11 protein-coding genes and 1 pseudogene are annotated in these 19,868 nt (G+C 61.6%); 4 read left to right on the top strand and 8 right to left on the bottom strand.

All coding sequences use genetic code 11. The annotated features are described in order from the left end of the window. The first annotated feature begins 252 nt into the window (after nt 1-252). Together AB0K21_RS35315 and AB0K21_RS35310 are read left to right on the top strand one after the other, a co-directional pair. Entirely contained in the window at nt 253-1,296 is a 1,044-nt protein-coding gene (locus AB0K21_RS35315) for an AAA family ATPase (RefSeq protein WP_364156054.1), read from the top strand. Then, the gene (locus AB0K21_RS35310; protein ID WP_364156051.1) at nt 1,293-1,886 is read left to right on the top strand and encodes a guanylate kinase; all 594 of its coding nucleotides are present in this window, start codon (nt 1,293-1,295) and stop codon (nt 1,884-1,886) included. Before AB0K21_RS35315 ends, AB0K21_RS35310 begins: the two co-directional genes overlap by 4 nt. Before the next feature lie 574 nt (nt 1,887-2,460). Here the strand turns inward: AB0K21_RS35310 and AB0K21_RS35305 are convergent. Continuing rightward, a complete protein-coding gene (locus tag AB0K21_RS35305; protein ID WP_364156048.1) occupies nt 2,461-2,784 on the bottom strand; it encodes a hypothetical protein in 324 nt (107 codons plus the stop codon). 53 nt (nt 2,785-2,837) lie between these two features. After that, nucleotides 2,838-3,164 (bottom strand): hypothetical protein, encoded by a 327-nt coding sequence (locus AB0K21_RS35300; RefSeq protein WP_364156045.1) that lies wholly within the window; start codon nt 3,162-3,164, stop codon nt 2,838-2,840. 248 nt (nt 3,165-3,412) lie between these two features. Here AB0K21_RS35300 and AB0K21_RS35295 point away from each other — a divergent pair, with 248 nt between their 5' ends. Then, the gene (locus tag AB0K21_RS35295) at nt 3,413-3,715 is read left to right on the top strand and encodes a winged helix-turn-helix domain-containing protein (RefSeq protein ID WP_364156042.1); all 303 of its coding nucleotides are present in this window, start codon (nt 3,413-3,415) and stop codon (nt 3,713-3,715) included. Nucleotides 3,716-4,315: 600 nt separating this feature from the next. Here the strand turns inward: AB0K21_RS35295 and AB0K21_RS35290 are convergent. The 3 genes from AB0K21_RS35290 to AB0K21_RS35280 all read right to left on the bottom strand — a co-directional run bounded on the left by AB0K21_RS35290 (nt 4,316) and on the right by AB0K21_RS35280 (nt 13,395). Then, nucleotides 4,316-7,333: a DUF499 domain-containing protein gene (locus AB0K21_RS35290; RefSeq protein ID WP_364156039.1), complete on the bottom strand. Its 3,018-nt coding sequence runs from the start codon at nt 7,331-7,333 to the stop codon at nt 4,316-4,318. Between the two features lie 63 nt (nt 7,334-7,396). Further along, nucleotides 7,397-10,126, bottom strand: a complete 2,730-nt coding sequence (locus AB0K21_RS35285; RefSeq protein WP_364156036.1) for a hypothetical protein — start codon at nt 10,124-10,126, stop codon at nt 7,397-7,399. Then, on the bottom strand, nt 10,123-13,395 hold the full coding sequence (locus tag AB0K21_RS35280; RefSeq protein ID WP_364156033.1) for a helicase-related protein: 3,273 nt from the start codon (nt 13,393-13,395) through the stop codon (nt 10,123-10,125). Before AB0K21_RS35280 ends, AB0K21_RS35285 begins: the two co-directional genes overlap by 4 nt. 257 nt (nt 13,396-13,652) lie before the next feature. Here AB0K21_RS35280 and AB0K21_RS35275 point away from each other — a divergent pair, with 257 nt between their 5' ends. Beyond that, a complete protein-coding gene (locus AB0K21_RS35275) occupies nt 13,653-15,758 on the top strand; it encodes a DUF2075 domain-containing protein (RefSeq protein ID WP_364156030.1) in 2,106 nt (701 codons plus the stop codon). Nucleotides 15,759-15,995: 237 nt separating this feature from the next. Here AB0K21_RS35275 and AB0K21_RS35270 read toward each other — a convergent pair whose 3' ends face one another. The 3 genes and pseudogenes from AB0K21_RS35270 to AB0K21_RS35260 form a co-directional block, all read right to left on the bottom strand. Further along, nucleotides 15,996-16,400, bottom strand: coding sequence for a DUF4265 domain-containing protein (locus AB0K21_RS35270; protein ID WP_364156027.1), 405 nt, complete (start codon nt 16,398-16,400; stop codon nt 15,996-15,998). Between the two features lie 109 nt (nt 16,401-16,509). Then, nucleotides 16,510-16,736: pseudogene (locus tag AB0K21_RS35265) on the bottom strand (IS5/IS1182 family transposase); the annotation flags it as partial. Between the two features lie 180 nt (nt 16,737-16,916). Continuing rightward, entirely contained in the window at nt 16,917-19,862 is a 2,946-nt protein-coding gene (locus AB0K21_RS35260) for a class I SAM-dependent DNA methyltransferase (protein WP_364156024.1), read from the bottom strand. Between the last annotated feature and the right edge of the window lie 6 nt (nt 19,863-19,868).

The following is a 19,868-nucleotide window of genomic DNA, read 5'->3' as shown; positions in this document are numbered from 1 at the left end:
CTCGTCCAGCTCTGCCCGAATCGCGGCCAATTCCCAGCTGATCCGCTGTGGGTCGACGTTCACGGGTTCCTCCCTTGCTCTGCGGTGCGTTTCGCCTTTCGGGATGGCTTAAGTTCACCGTGAGCTGGGGGTTTCCGGTATCACACCGATCTAGTTAAGCTTCTTCAGTTCTCCTCAACACCCATTTACACAAGCGTTTTCATATGCACGACCGCACACCGCGTCACCTCCCCGAAGCGTGAAGGCGAAAGTATGCAACTGAAGACGACCCAGCGACCCGGCTGGACCCCCTCCCGCCTGCGCGAACACCGCGAAGCCCACGGCCTCACCCTGGAAGGCGCAGGCGAGCGACTCCGCCAGGCAGCCACCCGCCACGGCCTGAGCGTCCCGGCCGCCAACTTCCAAACGCTGTGGGGACATGAGCAAGGAACCGTGTTCCCCGGCCCGCATTACCGGCGCGCTTACTGCCTGCTCTATGAGGCCACCGAACCCGAACTAGGGTTTCGCCCCCCTCTGCCCGGTGAATCACAGAAAGCGGAAATTGTGATTTCCGATTTGCCTACGCCCTCTGATCCCGCTGTCGACAACGCCGCGGCCCAGGTCATTGAGGAGACGTTCACCAAGGTCTCCGTCGGCGGCATCGAGCCGGGCGACTCTCCGCAAGCGCTGCTTCGTAACCGGGTGGTCGACGCCTGGCGTAGGCGCCACGGCGGAGGCAACCCCAAGCCCATCCTCACCCTGGTCGGCGGGTATGCCGGATCGGGCAAGACCGAGTTCTCTCGCTTCCTGTCCGACATCACCGGGTGGGCGTTCCTGGACAAGGACTCACTGACCCGCTCCATCGTCGAGCGGCTACTTGTCTCCCTTGGAGGCGACCCCAACGACCGTCACACCGATCTGTACCTCAAGGAGGTCCGCCCCCTGGAGTACCGGTGTCTGATGGAGACCGCGTGGGACAACCTCAACGTCGGTACCTCGGCCATCTTGGCGGCCCCGTTCATCGCCGAACTCAAGGATGAGGCGTGGTTTGCCCGCCTGGAGAACCGGTGCGCGGCCAAGGGGATCGATGTGGCGGCGATCTGGGTCCGCTGCGATCCCGAGTCGATGCGTGAGTACATCGAGTTCCGCGGAGCCGCCCGCGATGCGTGGAAGCTGAGCAACTGGGAGGAGTACGCCGCAGGTTTGAATGTCGAGGCCAGCCCGCCCACCGCCCACGTCACTGTCGACAATCGGCTTGGTGCCGCGATCAGCTTGGCCGACCAGACCCGCGAAGCGCTCAAGCGGATCCTGACGTGAGCCCGCAGGGAATCGTCATCTACGGGCCGCCCGCCAGCGGCAAGGACACCATTACCGCCGCTCTCACCCGCTTGGATTCGCGGTTCACGTTGCTGCCCAAGCTCAAGGTCGGCACCGGCCGAGCCAACGGCTACGAGTTCGTCAGTCTTGAGCACCTGGACAAGCTCCGGGAGTTAGGTCGACTGGTCGCCGAAACCCGCCGCTACGGCAACGTCTACGCCATCGACCGCCAGACGATCGAAGACCGCCACGCCGCCGGCTACGTGCCCGTTGTGCACATGGGCAACCTTGACGACCTGCGCCGTCTCATCGGCCGCGCCCCGGATTCCTGGCTGCGCGTGCTGCTGTGGGTCCCGCGCGAGGTCACCGAACAGCGATCCCGAAGCCGCGGTGACGTCGACACCGGCAAGCGCCTGACCGCATGGGACGAGACGCTCACCGACCTGGAGACGAGCACCGACACCGGGTTCTTTCACCTACGCCTCCACACCGACCGTCTCGGAGCCGACGCCGCAGCACGCGAGATCAGGGGTGCCTACGATCGACTACGGCAGGCCGGTTGTCCTCAGTCGCAGGAGTGCCACCCTTGAGACGAGCCGCTACCTCGTCGGGGATCAGGTCCAGCCGCCACCAGGTGCCGCACTGTCGACAACGGGCACCATCGGGCAGAGGATTCGGGCGGGTCCACTCCACCTCGCGGTGAAGACAGTCCGCCCCGGTCGGGTAGCTGCGGGCGCACCGCTCAGCCGTGACCGATGACTCATCCGCCGTCACGATCAGCGGCGCGTCCCCTTGGCCACGCCCGCAGTACGGACACACCGGCGCTGCCCCGTTCAGCCGGCCCTCGATGCATCGCTGTTCGTCGGCCAGCTGGAGGAGTTCCTCGGCCGTTTCGGCGACCAGGTGCCCGGTGAGCCCGGCGAGCATCTCCTGTTCGGTCAGTACGAGTTCGGGGTCACGGCGCGCGGAGAAGACACCCCACCCACTCTGTTCAGTCCGCCACCCCTCGATCACCGGCCCACCGGCCACCGGAGGCAGCGGCCACCCGGCCGGAAGCTGTTGAGCACCTCGTTCAGACATCGCATCCCCATTCCATTTCGAGCGTGACCGGTGTGGTGAGACGTGACGGCGCCACCCCTCCAAGGCCAATGCCGCCACGCCCACTCAAGGGATCACCAACCCGTCCCACGACGGCTGAAGCAGCACGGGGGAACGGTTGAACAAGGTGGTGATCAAGGAGCCGTCCGAGGCGAACGAGCAGGAGACCGAGAGCAGGAACGTCGATGGCCTCCACCAGCCGCCGTCACTCCCCAGGCGGCCCAGTTGGGTGACCTGTCCCCACACGAGATCGACGTGGCGATGTCCACGCTCGTATTCGTCGCCCTGTACCGGAGTGATCCGGAACGGCTGATCACGGTCACGCTCGAAGGCCAGGTAGTACCCGGGGCGGAGATTCTCCGCAGGCCGCACCAGCACCCCGACAGCCATCCCGGGTGAACGAGGCGGCAGCACCAGCGACCCTGCACATCGGTTAGGCGCCGTCATGACGGATACGCCGCTCTTGACTCCGGTTCCGGCAGGGGGTGAGTCTGCCGCAACTCCGCGTACCGCAGGGCAACACGGTGCGCGGCCCGGTCAGGTTCTGCCAGCGGGTGACGGGCGTAGACGGGACGACGCTGACGAGGGTTCCAGCCGGTACGCCACCAGTACTGATCCCCGCGACACCACACGATCAAGTCGACCCAGACCGACACGAGCGCCAGCCCGTACCCGTCATGCACATCAGCCACGATTCCGTGATAGCTCAGGGCCTCACGGAGGTCTTCGGCAGCCATTAGCGCCATGTCGCCAGGGGAGAGCTCGGTCATGTCCTCACCCCGGTTGTGCTCGTCATCGCGTCGCGTCTCATCACGTCCCCAAGGTCGAGGTCATCGGGTACAGACGGCCGAGTCGAAGCCCACGCACCTCAGGGACCTCATCGACGGCTACGCGCACAGCATAGGCAGGCATCATCACCCCTGCCTACCCTTCAACACTTTTTCCTACCCATCACGACCGGTACGCATCGTAACGTCTCTTGACCTGGGGCTACCGGTCGCTTCCTATCGTTTTTCGTGTGATCCACTTCCGGCCTGATCAGCCCAAGTCAGAGCAGGTCCTCAACGAGATCCGCCGCCGCATCCAGGCCGGCGACTACAAGCCCGGCTATCCCATCCCGGGAGAACCCCGCATGGCGGAAGAGTTCGGGATCGCTCGACGCACCGCCCGCAAGGTGATCAACGCCCTCATCGCCGAGGGCCTGGTCTACACCGTCAGGAACATCGGAACCTTCGTCGCCGACCCCAAAACCGGCAAGGCACCCGAGCGCATCGAACCCGAAGACGACCAAGCCGAGGGTGAGCCTGCACCAGGCGAATGAGAACTTTCTCTACGTCTTTAAAGGCGGTCCGCTACGCGGCCCGCCGGGCGCGCCGGTCGGCAAGCGTGCCCGGCTGCGGCTCTTCGGCCGGTCCGGGCACGCACCGCCCTGCGCGCCCGAGAGGCCAGCAGAAGGCGCCACTTAACGCCGTGACGATCACTCACTTCGGCGCTCGCCATACGTAGTTGGGGTGATCGGCTGCCGCGGCCCTCCTTCGTCGGACCTTGCCATCGGTCAACACAGCGAGGTCCCACTTAATCCTCCAGAAGGAGGAAACGGTTCGCTTCCGAATGCACCGACCGGGCACCGATCTTCTCTCAACGACATTTGGAAGCCGTCCCGAAAATTTACACCGGCCACTTCAACAGCCATCATCCGCACCGTTCTCTGGCCTAATAATCGCCCGCTCCCCATACGAGATGATAACGACCGGCGACAATGTTAGCGCCCACCGGATCCGACTGCTCAATTATCTGTTAACGAATATCGCAACGCCACACGAGGATCACTGCACTCGAATCGACATAAACATCCCAACAACCCAAAGCTGAATTTTAAAGTCCCATGGCCTTCTATATAAAACTGATTGTCAAGTACAACTCAGATTTCCTTTATCGTACTGTTGATGCCGAGTTCTCCGAGCCACTGCTGCAGGTCATCAGTAGTACCCGCGTCGACAACAAGTTGTAGGGTGCCCTGCAAATAGCTGATCTTTCGTTCGTCGAGGGCCATATAAAGAGTCTTGAACAGGGCCGCAAAGTTGTCGGCTTCGTCTGGGTTGGCGAGCAGGTTGCGGGTAAAGGAGAACGCAATTTGCCTCTCGGTGACGGTCGGGGGGACTTGACAGGTACCTTCATGAGTTGGTTTCCCGCAGGAGGCGCAGATAACGGCAGGCGGGACAGGTTTTGAGTCGCCTCCCCCACCAGTCTGACCAGTGCCGGTACCGGTACCAGTACCTGTTTCGCCCTCAGCTCCGGTCTCGCAGGTTCCCTTGTGAGCTGGTTTACCGCAGGTGGGACAGGTCTTCGGCTTGGGTTTGGCGAGGCGCAGGCCGGCGCTGGCGAGGTTGACCTGGTTGGGCGCAGTAACTGCGACGACGCTTCCCGCGCCATCAACGACGTCGACAAGTCCTGCTGCAACAGCGTCGTAGATGGCCTGTTGCAGATCACGGTCGCCGCCATACAACAGCGGCAGCCGCGGTGCCGCGTAAAACGCGGCGCGGATGTCGGACAACGTCCTGCCGTAATCACTATCACGCAGATTATGCAAGAGCGCCCTTGGACCGAACTGACCAGCGTCGAAGACCTTATCCCGCTCGGCGAGTGCCTTCCACACGATGGTGCCGTCCAAAGCACTGCTGTGCTCATCGTCAAAGGTGAGCTGGTCGAGGTAGCGTTCCCCGTCCGGGTCAGGCTGTGCGAGGTAAGCGACGTGCTGGTAGGCGCGCTTGAGCGCCTTTTCGAGCTGCTCTTTGGCGCTCGCGAGTTCCTTTGTGCCGGTAGCCTTGAGCTCATCGTCGTTTTGGACCTCGGGTGCTGCGAGGGCCTTCTGGCGGGCGAGGTACTCTACAGCGACGCCTCGGGCGAGTGCCCGGCGTTGGGTGTTGACGATGGCGTAGATGGCGCTAGATGCCCATTGCACAGGCAACTGTTGGGTGCCTTTACCCAATCCCGTAGCGATGGTAAGTGCCACGATTGTGGCCTCCTCCATGCCGTTACGAAGGCTGTATTGGGCCGGATCGAGGACAATGAGCCGGCTGGTATACGCGGTGTCGAGCCCCGCTGTGGCCAGGACGTCAGCGGCAGTACGCTCGGGCTCCGCCTTGATAAACTTCAGATCGCGGAAGGGTCCGCTACTGGCGAGCCGCTGGGTGAACTCAGCGATTACCCGGTCACGCTCGGCCTCGGTAATGGTACGCCGGATGTTGTTGACCAGCATCCGGTGGGTCAGCCGGGTGGACAGGAAATAGCGAGCAGGCTTGTTGTTGCCCTGTCCAGGAATAATTTCTACCGCCGACATGCCCCGATCGGGGTTGATGAGGTCCTCGATGACGGTGTCCGCGTCCGTGACCGTGTAAGAGATATCAGGGACATTCGTGGCAGCCTTGACCTCCGGAGCGCTTGCACCACGGCCACGTCCCGGCCGCAGAGTCCCGACGATGCTGGCGAGGAACACAAATGTCGCGGCGCGCTCAGCGGCCCGCGGGTTGGCATCGGTCCACGAAAGCGACTGGCGTTCGATGTCCTGGCGGCGGGCCGTGCCGGCGGTACCGTCGTTGTTGACCACCTCGATCTCGGCGAGGCTACGGTAATTGGAGATGGTGCGATCGTCCTCGACGAGCCCGGAGCCAAGCAGCGCCTCACGGACTGCGGAGTCGCTGAGTGGCAGGTCACCAGGGCCGATGAGCGCGGGCACCCACTCACCTGCCTTACCACGCCGTTGCTGCGCATAGACGGTGGCAGCGAAGATCCTGATGGTGGACCGGACGCGTTGAAATCCGGTGACCTTGCTCCACTCCTCCTTGGCGATCGCCATCAGCATGGGGTGGAACGGGTAGCAGGCAGCTACCTGCTCGTCCCAGCGAGCACGCCAATCCGAGCCAGCCACGCCCCACACGTTTTTCGTCCACGATTTGTCGTCCAGCACCGGCCGGTACATTGCGGCAGTGGCGGCGAGAACCTCGGCGGCCGGCTCCGCGTCAAACAGGCGGCGGCGCAGGATGTCGGCGAAATCGCCAACCTCGGTGACTGTGGCGGGCGTGCCGTTGCGCTCGAGCAGACTGTTCAGGTCGTCACGGCGGGCTTGTGCACCTACCGACAAGGCAGTCTTGTCCCGGTCAGAAGCGATCATGACGACGAGCATCGCGACCTGCGGGACGTCGTTAACGACGTCGAGCAGTGCCCGCAGGAACGCGACATCCTGCGCGACCAGATCGGGCTTATTCGCACCGTCGAGGCCATTGCCGATGTAGTCGAGGACCTCGTCGACGATGATGAGGATGGGGCGGTTGACAGCTTTGATCGCCTCCGCGATCTTGCTCTTGTCACTCCAAAATGGCTGGTAGCGCTCGAACAGCGAGTAGTCCTTAGAGAACAGCCGCCATAGGAAGCGCTCGTAGAGATTGACCGCCGGACCGTCGATTTCTTGTACCGGCGCGCCCGGCGTCATGTGGTCGCACGGCAGCACTACCACGTGCGGCCGGTTCAGATCCGTCGGCAGATCATGACCAACCTTGGCCTTGGCGCGTGCTGCGATGCGCTGTCCGAGCTCGGTGCTGAACAGTGCCTCCGGATGCGCGGCGAGGTGGAAAGCCCCGATGCAGGCATGCGATTTACCGCCGCCCATACCCTGATCGAGACGGGTGACCGAGCGGGCCTTGATGTAATCCGGGCCGCCACCGATCCGCACGGCGACCTCAGTGAGCAAATCGGTGAGCCGTTCGGTTGGATGAGTGATCTCACCGTAGTAGGCGGCGTCGGCGTACAGCGGCTTGTCCGCTCCAAGACCATGCACCGCCTGGAACAGTGACATCTGTACATCATCGATCTGCCCAGACGCACTGATGATCTCCTGTCGGATCTTCAGTGCCTTCCACCACGGCGTCACACTGCTTGCCACGTCACCCTTCCCTGTGCACTGTTGATCTTTTTGGTCCGTGGACTTCTGTAGTTGCGCCAATCATCAGAGCAGCCTCATTTGGGAGTCCTCGTCCAACTGACGCTGCTGCCGCACTTCATCGCCAGCGATCACCAGCTCGGCGGCATTGGCGATGCCGTCTCGGGCACGCCGCACGCGACTGAAGGCGATGGCGTCAGGGTCGGAGTCGGGCAGGCGATCTGCGAGAAACTGCACCGCCGCCCATAGGTAAGCGTCGTCGGCTCCGCGCCCCGAGGTCGCGAGCACTTCTCCCATCGCGGCGAGACCATCCTCCGACGCGGTTGCGAGCGCAAGTGCGACATCGATAACCGCCGACTCACCATTGATTCGCGCATTGAACTGTTGGGCCGCGGTGAATCTAACACCCTTGGAGGCATTGGGAACCAGGTCGCGGACTTCAGCTAGATCCATGGAGGAAGCGAGGGTCTGCCAGCGGAGTTCCGACTTTGCCTGCACCTGTCGGCCGTACAACCTCACCCACCAGAGCGCGAAGCGGGTGCGGGCGTCGAAGGTCTCAAGCGGGTGGTGGTCGATTTCGACCGCCATGGCTTCCTGAACCGCGGCCCGCGCCAAGGGTAGGAACGTATAGATGTCGACCGGCTCGCCGCGAGAGTCCAGCACCTCGCGGTATCGGCCCACCACCTCCATCGCAGGGCCGGCAGCCGCCATCAGCATGTCCGCTGGCGCGAGCCCCCACCGTTCCCAGTCGGGATAGCGCCGCTTGATCTCGGTCTTGATCTCGGCCTCGACGGCCCCTTTGCGGCCGCTCGGGCGTTCGGGCGGCGCGGGTCGGCACGACATCGTCAAGGTGGTGACGATATTCGCCGCCCCGGCACCACCGCCAGCTTCCGTCTTCGCTGGCCAGGAGCCAGTGAGGACCAACTGCGCCTGGTTGATGGCGCCGAGCAGGCGCTGCCAGACTTCGGGGTCGCCGTGGCCGAAAACTATAGTCACGACGCCGTCGTCTCGGACGACCCGGCGTGCCTCAGAGAAGGCCTTCGCAATGCTCGAGTCGTAGTGCTCACGGGTGCGGTGGTCTGTGTCGGTCTTCCAGGCGCGGAAGCGCTTGACGATGACCTCGTCCGCCTTTTCCTGTACCCCTTGCGGGTGACTGGTAATAGCGAAAGAGGGAGCGGTGGTGTGCAGAGCCCGCTTAAGCCAAACGTAGAACAGATCCGATGCGTCGGAGTAGTCGATCATGTCGTCATAAGGAGGATCGGTGACAACAGCGCTCAGTGACGAATCACGGAAGGGCAATGATAGTGCGGAGCCTCGCTGCAGATTGGCTGGCCGCCCGACGGCCCTCGCCGCCTGGTTGCGAATGACCGTAACCGTGTCGTCGGCAAGTGACGGCCAGGTGCCAGGGCCATCGCCGAGTCCGGTCTCGAAGTAGTCGTAGCCGAAGGACAGCGATGCTTCGTTCTGGAAGATGTGATTGGTTTGAACACGGTTACTGGTGGCGTGATTATGCGGGAGCAGCGCCGTACCACGCGTAGAGCGCTTAATCTTGCGTACGAAAACGGATCCGGCATAGCCAGCGAGCGCGGCGGCATAGTCATCGCTGATGCCGTGCGCCTTTAACTCTGTAGCGGTGTCGGCGATGACTCGGGCTAGCCGCACAAAGCCGAGAGTTTGCCGGGCGTTGCACAGGTCGCCGTACGTTCGGGCGCCGTAAACAGACGCCCGAACGGTGTCGCTGTTGCCGACTGGGATGCCCTCGTCGGGGACAGCTGGGATCCAGCCGAAGGATGGCTCCTCGGCGAGCAGCTTGCTGGCGAGGTCTGCGGCGGCCCGCTCTTCGTCAGTAGGCTGCCGGAATACCTTTCCCACCTTCGGATCCAGGTCGGCTGCAACGAGCAGCACATCCTGTGCGAGCCTTTCCTGGGCGAGTCGCTGGTGCACCTGCTTAAGGTGTGGGTGGGAGCAGAACGGGCAGATGGCGCTCTTACCCTTGATTGCCTTGCCGTCGCGGGTGCGCGCGACCAGTGTCGGCTGCTGGATGGGCGCGCCATCGTGCACGACGACTGTGAAGGTACCCGCAGCGCGATCAACGTCGATGCGGTATGACTGACCGGGGTCGTTCTTGGCAGGCAGGGGATGGCGAAGTACGAGGCTGCCGGTGAGTGGGAAGCGACGCGCGCATTCCTGGCAGGGCAGAGTCTGTGCCCATACGTATCCCCATGGTTGGGCTCCGTCGACCGCCGGGTAGATATCCGCCACAGCAGCGGCATAGCGTCGCCCGATTTCGTCTAAGAAGGCAGTGACATCGTCGAGAAGTCGGCTGGTCTCCAGCTGATCCCTGTCACGAAAGGGCAGCGACGGCTCGTTCGACCAGTCGCGCAGTGGATAGTCAGCCAGCAGGGAGCCCGCAAGAGCCGCGACGGGACTGTAGTCCACACCGTGTGCCTGTACGCCTAGCCGCGCTCCCTCGAGAGGAATCATGGCTCGTCCGCTGAACGGGTCGAGCATGGATGCGCCGTCGGGATGCGTTTTGGCGATCTCGGCCACGAGCTCCGCGTGTTTGGCGTCACGCGCTGTCATGGCGTCGCGGACAAGTTGCTGCAGGCGCTTCTGTTCGCCCTCGTCCTCGGACCAGGGCAGCAGGCTAGTGAGTACGGCTGCCTTGGCTTGTGCAAGCGGCCGGGCGGCAAACCAAGTGAAGAGGGCTTTCTCGCTTTTACCACTGCCCCACCCTGAGGCCGTCGCAGCGCTTACCTCAGCACAGGGAAACCAGCGCTCGATCATGCGGGTCATGTGTTGCTCCCGGGGGCATTTTTGAGGCTGCTGCCGGGAACGCGGAAAATCGCGTCGCCCGTCATGTCGGTGGAGAAGAGCGTGGCCGGGTCCTCATAGGCGCCGAAGAATCGACCGTTGCCGTCGGCGCATCGATCGACGACATAGAGCCAGTACGCCTTGCGGTGCTGGGTGGCGATGAGGACCTCATTGCCGGTCATCCGGATGCCGTCGCTAGCAGCGTTACCAGCAACACCCTTGACCTCGACGTGGCGGATCTGCGAGTGACGGCGTGCATCGAGGTCGTAGCCGCGGCCTTCGGTATGGACGTCCTCGACGATCCAGCCCTCGTCCTCGAGATGCTTTTGGACGTGGCGCATGGCGACCCATTCGGAGTCCGCCTCTGCGGCTATCTCGAGAGTGGCAGCAGGCAGGACGCGGAGTCGGCCGACAAGCTTGGGCTCGGTGAGTTGTACCTGGACGAGCTTCTCGAGCTGATCAAGTCGTTCGGCAGTCTGGACCTGCAGGTGGCGACGCAGCCCGATGCGCTCGTCGCGGTTATCGATGTTGTCAGTGAGCGCAATGGGAAGATTAGTGAGGTCCTTGCGGGCTTGGGCGAACCAGTCGGTGCGGACCCTGCGGTGTTCCTCGACGGTGTCGCCGGCGATGGCCGTAGCGGCTGCTGAGGCAGCGGTTTGGCGAGCGGGGTGAGGGGCGGTCCCGGTGTGCCCGGTGGGGACAAGGTTGGCAAGGGTTTCCCAACGCACCGCCCGAGCGTTACCGGAGTCGTCGACCTTGACGAGGGTGGCCCAGACACTGGCGCGCTTGCCGTCGGACTCGGTGAGAGTGGCCTCGAAGGCGTACAGGTCATACGGAGTGAGGCTGGTGGGGTCCTCGGCCGCGCCGGAACGATGGACGTCTTCGGCGAGCGCGTGGTCGGCGAGTCGGATGAGGTCGGTGAAACCCGGCTCACCTGGGCCGAGCGTAATCAAGCCGGTCGTGTCGATCGTTGTGGCTTCGCGGACTGCCTCGCCGCTGGTAGCCACGTGCGCCTCTACCCCGCCGCCCAGCGTGGCTGGGAGCGTTCCAGTGGTCATGCTGAGCCGACGGAAGCCGGAACCGGCTGCGGTGGGCTGGGCGCTGAGCAGCTGTGCGGCGGCGAGTCGGTCGAGGTAGGCCTCGACGATGGCTGGGTTGATGCGGGCGAACAGGTCTCGCTGGAGCAGGGTAAGTGCGGCGACCGCGTCGACCTGACTGGCGAGCCGTCGCTCAGTGTCTTGGACCTGCCGAGCGACGCGGGTAAGGTCCTGAGCCTGTACGGCCTTAGCGGCATCGATTGCGGCCTGTTTCTTGAGATCGTCGTTGCCGTAGAGGGCGCTAAGCCACTTCTCGTAATCAACGCCGGTGATCTCGGCGACGGCGGACAGGCTGTCGAACATCTGACCGCGCAGCTCGTTGGCGGCGGTGACGAAGTTGTCGAGCAGCCTCAGGAGTGTGTCGCCTTCCCGGGTGTCGGTGGCGACGAGATTGTAGAGAAAGACGTCGCGATCTTGGCCGACCCGATGGATACGGCCCATACGCTGCTCGAGCCGGACGAGCGACCAAGGGATGTCGTAGTTGACGAGGACATGCGCAGCTTGCAGGTCGATGCCCTCATTGCCGGCGTCGGTAGTGACGATGACCTGAAATTCGCCGCGCATGAACGCGAGACGGACCTCGTCCCGCTCGAGGTTACTCTGCCGACCGGAATACATTCGGACGGTGTATCCAGTATCGCGTAGTCGCTGCGCGATCCACGCGGCTGAGTCGGCGTACTCGGTGAAGATGACAGCCTGCTCGATATTCCCGGGATGGATGCCGTGGGCGCCGAGGCAGTCCTCAGTGAGTCGCCGCCACTTAGAAGGCTGCCAGCTGGAATCTGCAACGGTGGCGGTGATCTGGTCGATCAATGTCTTGATGGACGAGCGCTCAGCGCGCGAGGCAGTCGACCCGACGTGAACGACCTTGGCCTCGTCCATCTCGCTCTCGTCGCCTTGATGCTCGCGATCGGCCTCAAGCGCGGCCTCGGCTTCGCTCATCTCGCCCATGTGGTCGTGTCGACGGCGGAGCGTCTCGACGAGCGCCCATAAACTTGAGGCTGCACGCTTGCCGTAGACCATGCGCGCGAGGGGGCGGGCGACAGCCGGAAAATACTGGTCGACCATGTCAAGCGCGGCCTGGTAATAGCCAAACTCGATCTTGGACAGTGGCACTCGGTAGTTAGCAGCGGTGCGGCCCTTGAACAGTCGCGTCTTGCCGTCGTAGTCGACTAGGTCCTCCTTCATGCGGCGCAGGAAGTGGATCGGACCAGGCCGCAGGGGCGGCAGCGTGACGTTCGGGTCAGAGCCCGGGTCCGGGTAGATATTAGGATCGACCAGGTGCAGCAGGTGCCGGAACAGCCACTCCTTTCCCCGGTGGGGCGTCGCGGTCATCAGCAACGCGCGCGAAGTGTTCTTGGCAAGCAGCCGTCCGACCTGGTGAAAGCTGGTCGCAGTCGGGGTGAGTCTGTGGGCCTCGTCGAACACGACGAGGTCCCAACCGGCTTTGTCGGGGCGGATGGCGTCTTGGACTGCCGGGTTGATTGCAGCGAGCTCGAGCGAAACGACCCACAGGTCGTGTCCGCCTACGGCGTCTTCGCGCACGGTGTTGGCCGTGAGCTGACGCAGGCCTCCGCCGAGGAAGCGTCCGAAGTCGGCGACCCACTTCGTGGCCAGGTTGGCGGGGCAGACGATGATCGCGCGCTGGACGAGCCCGAGTCGCTGCATCTCGCGCAGATATAGGCCCGCCATGATCGTCTTTCCGGTACCGGGCTCGTCCGCGAGCAGGAACCGCAGGAGCGGCTGCGGCAGCATCGCACCATATACGGCCGTGGTCTGGTGGGCGTATGGCTTGAGCTGAGTCGAGGCAATGGCGCTGGACTCGGCGTTGGTCGCGGCGGCCGCCATCCAGCGGGTCCACATACCGGCGAGGACGCGAGCGGAATTCGCTCCCCCATCTGCGCTGATCGGGCGGACGATGTCCTTGGAGCCAGCGGGCACGCTGAAATCATGGAGAACGCCCTGGTCGTCCACCAGGATCAGCGTCCAATCGCCTTCATTATCGCCCGGCACCGCATGCCGGACCGTTGCGAGGTCTGGCATGCCAGCGAGGTGCACCCGCACTCGCTGGCCCCGCTCGAACACGTTGTACCCCTGTCGCTTTACCACGGCACCCAGTAGGCGGCACAGTGCTTGCATTTCGCTGACCACCACGGCAGGAGCTCCATGGTCGGGCCAGAAATACTTCACGTCACGGAAAAAATTTAATCGACGTGAGATCGTGATCAACGATATGGACAAATATCCCCAAACATACGCATAACTCCTATCGTCGCACCAAATCTCCGTCTGAGCATCGTCGCGCTCCAGGAAGCAGCCCGCATTGTTACCGACATAGACATGATGTTCCCTAGCTTTCATGAGTCGCTTTGGTTGACTTGCATGCCTCTCCCCCCTTGGGAGAGGTTGCCATGTCGAGGAGATATCCCCCTGAGTTCCGCCGCAAGGCCTTGCATCTATTGAAGGCCAGCCAGACCGTGCGGTACGTGGCGTTCGATCTACAGATCAGCGGTCAGACGATCTACAACCGACAATTGTCGGTCGACGGCGTTACGGTACGTCTCACACCACGCATCACCTCCGTCTGGATGGCGCCACTTTGTGAAGGAGCGGCTTTCGTGGCCTCACGCTGTCTGTACCAGGCAACCGCTGGTGAACTCGCCAACGTCATCTCCGCAGGCCGTCTTATCAGGGAGCTCAGGCGCAGCTTCGATGAACTGATCGGCGGCAAGCTGGACAACAGGGAAGTCGAATCGTGGCGCAACAGCATCCCGACGGTCGTCAATCTCCTGGTCGAGGCGGATCTAGCCGAAGTGCAGGTGCTGGTGGAGTTCAAGACCCCGATCACCGACGTGCGCATGGACCTGGTGCTGGTCGGATCCCACCCAGGCAAAGGGCGGATGTCAGTGGTCGTGGTGGAGAACAAGCAGTGGGAGTGGGTGCGGCCGGATCCGGGCTCGCAGATGGTGCACGCTCCCGGGGCGCCCAGCACCAACCCGCGACTGCATCCGGTCAGGCAGGTCTGGGACTACCGCCAGGTCCTGATCGACTATATCCCTCTGCTGAAGCAGTCGGCCGAGGTCTTCTGCATCGTCAACATGCACAACGCCACCGGTGAGACGCTGGCGACGATCCGGCCCTCCGCCATGGGTTTGCAGTGCGATCCCGACTATGTGCGGATGTACGGCAAGGATCACCGCGAGCAGTTCAAACGCGCTCTTCGCACCGTCCTGGCCCCTGAGAAGGCCTCCCACTACGTTCAAGAGCTCCTGGAGGCTCCGGTACTGCCGACCGAAGGGCTGATGGCAGTGGTCAGCGAGAGCGTCTGCCGCCGGTCGGTCTTCCCGTTGCTGGATGAGCAGCGGGAAGCCTACGACTACGTGCGAGGCGCGGTCGCCAGAAGCAAGCAGGGCGCTCCCAAGGAGGCCGTCGTGATCGTGGGCGGTCCTGGCACCGGCAAGAGCGTGATCGCAGTGGAGTTGTTGGGCGCCCTGAACCGCCAGGGCGTGCGCGCCGTTCACGCCACCGGCAGCAAATCCTTCACCCAGACCCTGCGTGACAACGTCCAGAAGGTCGACCAACGGGCACGGCGCAGTTTCTCCTACTTCAACAGCTACACCCACGCCACCACCAACGACTTGGACGTCCTGCTGTGCGATGAGGCCCATCGGCTGCGCGAGACCTCCCGCAAACGCGACACCCGCAACGGGTACGACGACAGCCAGCAGGCGCCACCCCAGGTGCAGGAGCTGATCAACGCCGCACAGGTCCCGGTGTTCCTGCTGGACGAACACCAGCTGGTCCGCCGCGGCGAGGTGGGCTCCGTCCAGCTCATCCACGACACCGCCACGGCGATGGGAGTGAAGGTCCACCAAATCGACCTGCGTCACCAGTTCCGCTGCGGCGGCTGCCCCGAATACGTCACCTGGATCGAGAACCTTCTGGGCCTGGGTTCGGAGCAGGGTCCGCAGCGATGGCTACCGCTGGATACGTTCGAGCTGTACGTGGTCCGCACTCCCGCAGTGATGGAGAACTTTCTGCGGACCAAGCTGACCCAGGGACACACCGCTCGTATCGCGGCCGGCTTCTGCTGGCCCTGGAGCGAACCTCAGCGCGACGGCACCCTGGTCAACGACGTCAAGATCGACGACTGGCACCGCCCCTGGAACTCCAAGGCTGAGCGCACAGTCAACGGCATTCCCCCCTCCAGCTTGTGGGCCAGTGACCCAGTCGGCTTCGGCCAGGTGGGCTGCATCTATACCGCGCAGGGATTCGAGTATGACTACGCGGGTGTCATCTTCGGAAAAGACCTGACCTGGACCGAGCAGGGCTGGAAGGCCGATCGCAAAGCCAATGAGGACCCCATGGTCAACCGTGCACCCCGCTTCGACCAACTGGTCCGCAACACCTACCGAGTCCTAGCCACCCGCGGCATGCGCGGCGCCGTCCTGTACTCCGAAGACCTCACCACCAACCGCCTGTTTGCCAGACTCGGCGTACCCGTACTGCCGGAGTAACGGCCGCCGGGCCCATCGTAGCCAAGCGAGCGCTTTCCATCCCGGGTAGTGACTCTCTTCGACGAGCTATAGGACAAGGACCGCCTACACGATCGCTGCCACTCTACGAGAGCTGCAGCGCACTTGGTCAGCAATCACCAAGCATTGAGGGGGCAACCGCGCATTCACCGATGGCGCGGATGCGGGCATGAGGACGGTTGACCGGCTTTAGAACTCCTAACAAAACGATTCGCGACCTCAGGAGTCGATCTCCCAGAAAAGCGCACCTGCCTCTTCCGGGTCGGTGAGGATCTTCACCAGGGGATCCGGGTCAGCGCCTGGAGGGAGGTCGACTGAGAGGTAGGTGCCCTGCAACCACTCGTGCGCCAGGCCGGAGGTCGCCACTGCGCCGTGAAGGAGCTCGTGGAACCGGTCACGGTGGGGGTGCTGCCGGACCACGGCGACCCGCAACGTGCGGTGACCCGACTTCTCGACCACGGCCGCCACCAGGTGCCGATCGTCGATGGTCACGACGTCGTGATGGCAGATGCCGCGAGCGAAGAACGGCAGGCATGTGACCTCGAACCTGTCCGGGGCCAGCCGGCGGGTCCACAGCTGTTCGCGCCAGCCGTCCATGCGTTCGGAGAGATCCGCGTGGATCATATAGTCGCTGAGGTCACGGCCGATCGGATCGTCGTGCGTGATGATGGTGATGACGCGCCTTTCGGATGGGAGTCGCCGGTGCTGGCCGTACTCCGGTAGCCGGAGAAGATCAGCTTCGGTGAGATGCCGTCAAGCGGCGCCGCCAGATCAGGGCGCATCCCAGGCTGAGGAAGGCTTCGTGGATGTCATAGCGGACCTCCCAGCGGATGCGCAGACGACGGAACCGGTGCAGCAGGGCGAGGATCTGTTCCACGACCTGGCGATGGGTGCCCAGCTGAAACCGTGCGGAGTGCCGCGGCACGGGATGACCGGCTCGATGGCCCTGTCGCGCAGGCGCCACCAGCAGGCCATGCTTGATCCGAACTCCGGTTCCTCATTGGAAGGATTGGAACGCAACGAACTACATACAAAAAGGGAGACGGACACTAAAGCCTACTCAGGCCACATCTTTCCGATACATGGTTTTATGTGGGGAAAGATGTTAGCCAGGCAGCCTCCAGCGTTACTAGCTTGATCTCAACCCATAAACTCGGACAGGCCGTCGAAGACAGCTTCGTTGTCTAAATCGTGACCCCTGTCTATACTTTTCAGTTTGGCGATAGATCTACTAATTTTATCGGGATAGTATATTTCCGGAACCAGGCAGATGGGACAGTTGGCTAGTATGCAGAATGGGAAAAGAGGAAGTATTTCTCCCAGTTGCGTTTGTATGTAGAGACTGTCATCGGCCAATGGTTTCCGAGATTTGAATTCGATTGGCTCGAAGTCTGGATGGTCCCCCATAAGAAGAAGACCTGATATGCGATAGTTTTTATGTCTCGGATGCCAGCTAAGCCTATCTGCGTATACCCATTTTGATTTAGCCAGAAAAGCGCTATGAGTAAGAGCGCTGAATAGGTGTGGCTCTAATTCTACTAGACTCGCCTCAGCTTCGGCGCGAGTTCGAGGACCGCCGCCATGGCGGATTTTATTTCTAACATTAGCCAGCGCATTAATATCTGCAACAAGTCCCTTCCCGCCCTTTTTTAAGACCGTAGCCTCGGCGAGACCTGCTGCTTCTTCACCATTTCTTCTAGCATCGTTTCCTACTGCCCTTACGACCCCAACCCAATGACCGACCGAAGCGCCTCCGTACTTCACGGAGCTCGCCCACTTGTCGATTTCCTCAAGATCTTTTTGGCTCCTATGAGCGGCGATAGCTAAGGAGAACATTCCTAGAGAAATAATAAGCGCTTCTGCGCACTGGATTGCTGCTTCGTGCTTCTCTGCAGGGCTCTGACTGTGCCGAAACTTCCTAACTGCCCGTGCGATCGGGTAAGGGTATGTTTCTTGGATAACCCGGTATGGCTCGGTGTGCTTCCGGAGGGTCTCAACAACTATAGATCCGCGATCTGCAGCTTGGTCGAGTCGTATGCGCCGGTCGGCCTTGGTGCCATCCTCGAAGATCTCCATGCGGGACTTTTTGAGCAAGTCCTGAATCTGGTTCACCTCGTTGACTCCCTGGTTTAGGGTTTCAACGGCTAAGCGAATCGACTCGAAGTCCCCATCACATGCCGGAACTATAAGATTATCTAGATCCTTCCTCTTAATACGGGGAATTGTCCCATAACGAGGCAGACGCTCCTCCGCTTGAGGAGTGGAGAGGTAGGTGGCCACATACTCTGCAGGTACTATATTTTTCGTGATCCTGATTACTAGAATCCCTTGGCCGGCTTGAATTCCTTCGTATTCACCCGGAAGCACCGTCCAGTTACGCGCATTCGCGAGGTCTCTACCTACTATGTCTCCTTCGCGAAGCCGAAATCGAGGATCACGTTCAGTGGCCCGAAGTGGAAGGTCTTCCACGCTCGGCAGCGGGGGCCTTAGAAGTGATGGGTGTAGAACTCTTTGTTCCTTACGGAGATCGGCTAGGCTTGAATCCCATTCAAGTTCAGCTGCTAGCACCCCTCCAGAAAGAACTTCGGCAAAATCGCCGAGTCGCCAGCCCTCAGCACCCCGAGTTTTCGTCCCACCACCGATCTCACGATAGTTGTTAAAGCTTAAATTATACCCCTGGTTGACTATCTCTTCCCTAGGTACACAGAAGCTTCGCTCTGACCGCTTGCGCTGCAGCTCGCTATCGTTCCTATGTGCCCACCGTTCAAGCAAGTCGGGAAAATCATTCCTCCCACGCTCAGGATCACGTAAACCAGACTTAGGCCGTATGCCAATTTTCTCCTCTGCAAGCAGAGGAATGCGTTTTCCGTCGAGGCTAAATCCATCAGCAGTCACCTCATAAAACCAGATGTTGCTTGCGTCGCCACTGTTTGTCTTGGTGAAGAACAAAATGGACGTAGATATTCCAGAGTACGGGCTGAAAACACCGCTGGGCAGCTTGACCACTCCATCTAGTCTGTGCTCATCAACCAAGATGCGGCGAATTTCCTTGTGAGCCTTGGTTAAGCCAAAAAGCACGCCATCAGGTACAATGACTGCTGCCCTTCCGCCTGGCCTGAGAAGGCTCAAGAGTTGAGCGAGGAAGAGCAATTCGACTCTCTTGGTACTTACTATTTTTTGCAGACCCTCGGCGGCCGGTTCGAAATCTAGAGTGCCGCCAAACGGAGGATTCGTAATAATCAGCGAATACTTTTCCGCCTCGCTGGCGATGTTCTGAACTAAGGAGTCGCGATAACGGATGTCGGGCTGATCGATGCCGTGCAGCATCATATTCATACTTCCAAGCCGAAGCATCGTGGAATCGAAATCGAATCCATGGAAAATGCTCTGACTAAAGTGCTGTTGCTGAGACGCGTCAAGTGGCGCACTTTTTTGGTTGCGAGCTACGTATTGCGCAGCGGCAACTAAGAAACCGGCCGTTCCGCAGGCGGGGTCGCATATCTCATCTTGGGGGCCGGGTGCCAACATCTCGACCATGAGTTGGGCGATATGGCGAGGAGTGTAGAAGTGTCCACTCTGTGCAGCATCTGCGATCTTGCTGAGCATATATTCATACAAATCGCCCTCTATCTCCCCTTCGCCAAAGGGAAGTGATTCAAGCAAATCGACGGCCTTAACCAGAACGTTGGCGTTCGGTATCGTGAACCGCGCGTCCTTCAAGTGATGCGTGTAGGAGGTCTCATGCTTAGCGAGAGACCGGAGCCAAGGGAAGACGTGGTCGCGGACGACGGTAAACATAGTCTCCGGAGGCAATTCTACAATCCGGGACCATCGCAGGTTGTCTGTCTCTGGAGTGTAGAAGGAGTAGTTGACCGGCGGCCTTGTGTGGCTCTGCTGCCTCTCTTCAGAGGTGTGGAGATCATCCAGTCGTTGGATGAATATTAAGTAAGTGAGCTGTTCGGTCAGCTCTAGTGGATTCGAGAGCCCACCTGCCCAGAAGGCGTGCCACAGCTTGTCAATCTTGCTCTTGTGCTCATCTAGATCCACAAGGTAGAAAGCTACCGGTTCACGAAGATCTTTGCGCACACTATC

The sequence above is a fragment of the Streptosporangium sp. NPDC049248 genome, from assembly GCF_040678965.1.
In the GTDB taxonomy this organism is placed as follows: domain Bacteria; phylum Actinomycetota; class Actinomycetes; order Streptosporangiales; family Streptosporangiaceae; genus Streptosporangium; species Streptosporangium fukuiense.
This window is presented reverse-complemented; position numbering and strand designations above follow the sequence as displayed.